Source organism: Thalassospira alkalitolerans (assembly GCF_002115745.1).
GTDB classification, from domain to species: domain Bacteria; phylum Pseudomonadota; class Alphaproteobacteria; order Rhodospirillales; family Thalassospiraceae; genus Thalassospira; species Thalassospira alkalitolerans.
On record NZ_JFKB01000040.1, the window covers coordinates 1 to 5,872 of the forward strand.

The 5,872-nt window shown below is 54.3% G+C and carries 6 protein-coding genes; 3 read left to right on the top strand and 3 right to left on the bottom strand.

Annotation, left to right across the window (positions count from 1 at the left end):
* Positions 1 to 161: 161 nt before the first annotated feature.
* Together TALK_RS21740 and TALK_RS21745 are read left to right on the top strand one after the other, a co-directional pair.
* Positions 162 to 1,112, top strand: a complete 951-nt coding sequence (locus tag TALK_RS21740; protein WP_085621264.1) for an aldo/keto reductase — start codon at positions 162 to 164, stop codon at positions 1,110 to 1,112.
* 34 nt (positions 1,113 to 1,146) lie between these two features.
* Positions 1,147 to 1,854: a hypothetical protein gene (locus TALK_RS21745; protein ID WP_085621265.1), complete on the top strand. Its 708-nt coding sequence runs from the start codon at positions 1,147 to 1,149 to the stop codon at positions 1,852 to 1,854.
* Here the strand turns inward: TALK_RS21745 and TALK_RS21750 are convergent.
* From TALK_RS21750 to TALK_RS21760, 3 genes are all read right to left on the bottom strand, one after another.
* Entirely contained in the window at positions 1,851 to 2,504 is a 654-nt protein-coding gene (locus TALK_RS21750; RefSeq protein WP_085621266.1) for a LysE family translocator, read from the bottom strand. The genes TALK_RS21745 and TALK_RS21750 overlap by 4 nt on opposite strands.
* Before the next feature lie 371 nt (positions 2,505 to 2,875).
* Positions 2,876 to 3,589: a DsbA family oxidoreductase gene (locus tag TALK_RS21755; RefSeq protein ID WP_085621267.1), complete on the bottom strand. Its 714-nt coding sequence runs from the start codon at positions 3,587 to 3,589 to the stop codon at positions 2,876 to 2,878.
* A gap of 231 nt (positions 3,590 to 3,820) precedes the next feature.
* Complete coding sequence (locus tag TALK_RS21760) at positions 3,821 to 4,081, bottom strand: hypothetical protein (RefSeq protein WP_085621268.1); 261 nt, start codon at positions 4,079 to 4,081, stop codon at positions 3,821 to 3,823.
* A 294-nt stretch (positions 4,082 to 4,375) separates the two neighbouring features.
* On the opposite strand from TALK_RS21760, the gene cimA reads away from it, so the two are divergent.
* The coding region (cimA, locus tag TALK_RS21765; protein ID WP_245830079.1) for a citramalate synthase at positions 4,376 to 5,872 on the top strand (1,497 nt) is incomplete at its 3' end.

A 5,872-nucleotide genomic window follows, 5' to 3' on the forward strand; every position in this document is an offset into this window, starting at 1 on the left:
ATGTTGTCAATGAATGTAAACAACACCTAGTTGCTAGAGCGTACTTTAGGTCAAGAACTAATTTTTCACCAGTTCGCGGCGCAGCCTGTGGTTGCGCATTGTCCCATTTTGGCCCCTTTCCTGTTTGATGATCGGTTCCGAACAACAGGGTTGGGATGGTAATGTCTGAGCTGGATCGACGACGGTTTTTGCAAAATTTTCTGGGTGGTGTTGCGGCAACCGGGATGTTTGCCGGGATTTGTGGTGCCAAACCGCTTTGGGCGCAGACCCTTGATAACCGTGATGTTCCCGATGTTTTGAAAAAGCCGATCCCCTCGACCGGTGAAATGATCCCGGCGGTCGGCATGGGAAGCTGGATCACGTTTAATGTCGGCAATGATCAGGAATTGCGTGATCAGTGCGCGTCGGTGATGTCGGTCTTTTTTGCCGCCGGTGGCAAGATGATCGACAGTTCTCCGATGTATGGTTCGGCACAGGATGTGATCGGATACGGGTTGGACAAGCTTGGCGCACGGGGCCGGGTATTTGCCACAGACAAGGTTTGGACATCTGATGATGGTGCGGCACAAATTGCGCAAAGCACCGCGCGTTGGGATATTGATCGTTTCGATCTTTTGCAGGTGCATAATCTGTTGAGAATTAATGATAATTTGTCGATTTTGTTTGATATGAAGGATGCGGGGAAACTGCGTTATGTCGGGGTGACAACCTCGCATGGCAGGCGGACCGATGATGTGATCGCGGTGATGAAAAAGGAATCGCTTGATTTCGTGCAGGTGACCTATAACCCGGTGGATCGCAAGGTCGAGCAATATTTGCTGCCGCTGGCGCAGGAACGCGGCATTGGCGTGATTGTTAATCGCCCGTTTCGCGGGGGTAGCCTGATTGACCGTTTGCAGGGCGAAGCTTTGCCGGGGTTTGCCGATGAAATCGGGGCGAAAAGCTGGGCGCAGGTAATTCTGAAATTTCTGATTTCCCATCCCGGCGTGACATGCCCGATCCCGGCCACAACACAGCCATCCCATGCCGCAGAGAATATGGCCGCCGCCAAGGGGCCGCTGCCCGATGATGAAATGCGTGAACGCATTGCGGCGATGATCGGGCTATTGTGATGGACCGGGTTTTGTCGATGCATAAGGGGGCGTGATGGGCGATTGGTGGAGCTATGGCCTTGCGGATTTTTTGCTGTTTTCGCCGCGGGTTTATTATCGTTTGTTTGAAACGTTAAATACCACATGGGGACTGGCCGTGGCGGCGGCTCTGATCGCCGGGATGGTTGCGTCGGGTCTTGCCATGCGGCGGGGATGTCGCGGCAATCGGGTGGTTTTGATCCTGCTTGCGATGATTTGGGGCTGGGTCACGGCCGGATTTCTTTGGCAGTATTACCAGCCGATCAATTGGGTGATCCCGTATTTCATCCCGGCCTTTATTGTCGAGGCCGGGTTTATGGTGATGTTTGCCGTGCGTCGGATGCCCTTGCGGTTTGGCTGGCGCGGGGATTTTTCAAGCGTCGCCGGGGCGGCCCTTTTGCTAATTGCGATTATCGGATTTCCCTTTGCCGGGCTGATTGAGGGGCGGGGTATGATACAGGCTGAATTGTTTGGCAGTGCCGCCGATCCAACGGCGATTGGCACACTTGGATTTATCCTGTTGGCGCGGGGAACCTGGCGGTGGTTATTGTTGCCAGTCCCCTTGGTCTGGTGCGTGATGGCGAGTGCGATATTGTGGGTGATGGACCAGAATATCGCGCTGTTGCCGTTAATCGCCGTGTGGCTAACGGTATTGGGCGGTTGGATGGATCAAAAGAACGGGGTTACCCGCAAACCGGTGCTAGATACCGGTGGGGCCGATTAGCGCCCGGCCAAAAGGCGAATGCCGACGGCGGCAAAGAATACGCCCAGAATACCATTGATCCAGCGCGCCGCCCGGCGATAAAGCGAGATCGCAGGCCGGGTTGAAAACGCGGTGGCATAGGCAAAATGCACAAGCGTCGAAATCGTGCCACAGCCCAGTACAATCACCCATCCCACCCAAAGCGGTGTGCCATCGGCAAAGCCAATGGAAATGATGGCGATCCATGTCAGGATCGCCTTGGGATTGGTCAGGTGAAGGCTCAGCCCGCGGGTGAAATAACCCATGCCGGAAATGTGTTTACCATCGGGGGGGATGGTATCCCCGGCCATCTGTTTCGGGCGAAAGGCAGATCGAAAGGCCTTAAACGCCAGCCATAAAAGATAAAGTCCGCCGGCAATGCGAATGACGGTCATGGCATCGGCCCATGTTGCCAGTAATGCCGAAAGCCCGGTCAGGGTCAGAATGCCAATGCAAAGTGATCCGGTGCCAATGCCAATCGCAAAGCAATGACCTGCACGACGCCCGCGTTCCAGCGATACCCCCATCAGGCCGAGCAAGGCGGGGCCGGGGCTTATGAGGCCCATCATAAGGGCGGCATAGGCCAGTAAAATTCCCGGCAGATAAAGGCTGATATTGGCAAAGTCGATCATGGGGCGATCCTTTGATAAGCAAGAGGTTCGGTGCGTTGTTTGCGAAAGGAGGCAAGTTGTGCCGTGGTGGCGGCATAGAAACTTTACGCCCGGGGCAAGGGTTTGTCGCGAAAATAGAGATCAATTGCCAGAGCCAGCATCGTGTGGCGGGCATATGTCAGATGGTATGTTGTCTGACGTGGGGGAGAGGAGCGGGGTGGTTTTATTGCTGCTCGTGCCTGATTGTTTGGTTGGTGGGTGTTATGCGGGGGCTGGAATGGCCACCGGTTTCGGGCGTGGTCGTTTTTGAAAATGCTTGCAGATGCCGCAAACAAAAAGCCCCGGCGCGGATGGCAGCCGGGGCTTTGAATATGGATTGGATCGGATGGAGATCAGTTTTCGAGGATGACTTCACCGTTGTTCATGTCGTCATCCAGACCATCGTCGGTGTCACTGCCTTGGCGGGCAATTTCCGAAAGGGCCTGTTCGAAGACTTCGGGCGGATGGCCGCCGGTGATGGCAAATTTTCCATTCACAACATAGGTCGGAACCGATGTGATCCCGGCCTTGCTGAATTCTTCCTGTTCGGCGCGGACTTCCTTGGCGAAGAGGTCACCGTCGAGGATTTCGACGGCTTCTTCTGGTGACAGGCCGACTTCTTCGGCGGCGCGTTTCAGAACACCGTGATCCCCGGGGTTTTCGCCTTCCTGAAAATAGGCACGGAACAGGGCCATTTTCAGTTCGGTCTGTTTGCCTTCCTTGCCCGCCCAATACAGCATGCGATGGGCATCAAACGTATTGTAGATGCGGCTGTCGGAACTGAACCGGATGTCAAAGCCGACGTTTTCACCCATCATGGAAATGCGGTCGCGGTTTTCCGCACTTTGATCGGGGGTCAGGCCGTATTTTTCCTTGATATGTTCCGAAAGGTTCTGGCCTTCAGAACCCATATCGGGGTTCAGTTCAAATGCGTGCCAGCGCAGTTTGACATCGACCTGACCATCAAGACGGTCAATCGCCTGTTCAAGGTTTTTATAGCCGATGATGCACCAGGGGCAGACAACGTCAGAGACGATATCAATCTGCATCGGGATGCCTTTGGTCATGGAATATGCCTTTTTTGTGAAACTCTCGATGGCTCAGACATAAGTGCTATGGGGCCAAACGCAAGAACAGATATGAATGCAGCGCAAAAAGAAACGGCCTGTCCGGGGGGGACAGGCCGTCAGATGTGCAACAACTCGGCGGGGGGGAGGTAGATATATAGATTATCTAATCCGAGTTTCGGGGTGTGCACCTGTTTTGCACTTTGGGGGCGATGCCCCCGAGGGCGAATTTCAAGTCGGGTTATCCGGGTTCTGTCGGCGTGCATTATCAACCATATATTCGGCAAAGGTTTCGAGGGTGGGGCATGACCAGTTTGCAGTGGTCTTCTCGCCATCTCGTTCCCAGTGTCCGTACCAGCGATCATCAACTTCGCGGAAGATTGTATAAACGGCGAACCGGTCCGATGCTGTCCAGTTGTCTTTGCCGGAACGGTGCCATGTCAAACCCGCAAGAAGCATAATGTCGAAATTTTCAGCGGCTTTCAGTGCCATCTTGGTGTCCTTATCATGCGAAGCCCGCGAAATTCAGGGGCGCATTCCCGGTCGCTTCACAATGTAAGGTAGAGTAAACCACCGCCGCCACTAAGTTACAATCATTCAGGGGGACAGGTTTGCTATCCTAAAGGTGGGTGGCTTTATCGATTTGGGCAAAGAAACCACACAAAAGGGGTAGGATTTGTAATGCGGTTGCGCAAATGAGTGTTTTGCGGCAATTTGCCAGACCCGCGTGGCGTTACCCATATGGATTTGGCCATCAAAAGAAGATCGATCAGTTTTGGAATGAAAATGTCAGACAAGCGCGTCTATTTATACGACAGTACCTTGCGTGATGGGCAGCAGACCCAGGGCGTGGATTTTTCGGCAGCGGATAAAACCGCGATTGCCAAGGCACTGGACGAGCTGTCGATTGATTATATCGAAGGTGGCTGGCCCGGGGCAAACCCGACTGATGACGCCTTTTTCGCCAATCCGCCAAAATTGAAAAATTCGAAACTGACCGCCTTTGGCATGACACGCCGTGCCGGGCGTTCGGCATCCAATGATCCGGGGCTGGCCACATTGGCACAGGGTGCGCCAATTGTGTGCATGGTCGGCAAAAGCTGGGATTTTCAGGTTACCGAGGCGCTTGGGATCGAGCTTTTGGAAAACCTGGCGATGATCGGCGAGTCTATCGGGCATCTGAAAAGTCAGGTTTCCGAAGTTATGTTCGATGCCGAGCATTTCTTTGACGGCTATAAAGCCAATCGCGACTATGCCCTTGCGGCAATCAAGGCGGCATATGACGCCGGGGCGCGATGGGTTGTTTTATGTGACACCAATGGTGGGACATTGCCCGACGAGATTTTTGATATCGTCACCGATGTTTGTTCTCACATACCGGGCAGCCATGTGGGCATTCATTGCCATAATGATACCGAGAATGCGGTGGCGAATTCGCTGGCGGCGGTGCGTGCCGGGGCGCGTCAGGTACAGGGCACGTTGAATGGTCTGGGCGAGCGGTGCGGTAATGCGAACCTGATTTCGATCATCCCGACCTTGATGATCAAGATGGGCTATGACGTTGGTGTATCACACGAACAACTAACCCAGTTGCGCCGAATTTCTCATATTCTTGATGAACGTCTGAACCGTGAACCGGCCCGCCAAGCGGCCTATGTCGGCGACAGCGCCTTTGCCCATAAGGGCGGATTGCATGTCTCGGCGGTGGAAAAAAATCCGGCCTGTTACGAACATATTGCGCCGGAACTGGTTGGCAATCAGCGTCATATCCTTGTGTCGGATCAGGCGGGGCGTTCCAACATTTTGGCGCGTTTCCGTGAAATCGGGGTCGATGTCGATCCGAAATCCGATGCGATTGGCAAATTGGTCAACGCGGTTAAACAGCGTGAATTTGATGGTTATGCCTATGACGGGGCCGAAGCCAGTTTCGAGCTTTTGGCGCGCAGGGCACTGGGCGAGCTTGACCGTTATTTCCGCGTGACATCGTTCCGGGTGATTGATGAACGCCGCTGGGTGGATGAGCAAGAGGAACAGGTCATCACCCTGTCCGAAGCGACCGTCAAGGTCGTGGTCGGCGAGGATCAGTTTATGTCTGTCGCCGAGGGGAACGGCCCGGTCAACGCCCTTGATGCTGCCCTTCGCAAGGTTCTTTTGACGGTGCCGGAATATGTTGAAGCCGTGCAGCAAATTGAATTGATCGATTATAAAGTCCGCATCATAACGCGGGGCGATGGCACGCGCGCAGTGACGCGCGTGATGATCGAAAGCCGCGATGCCGAGGGC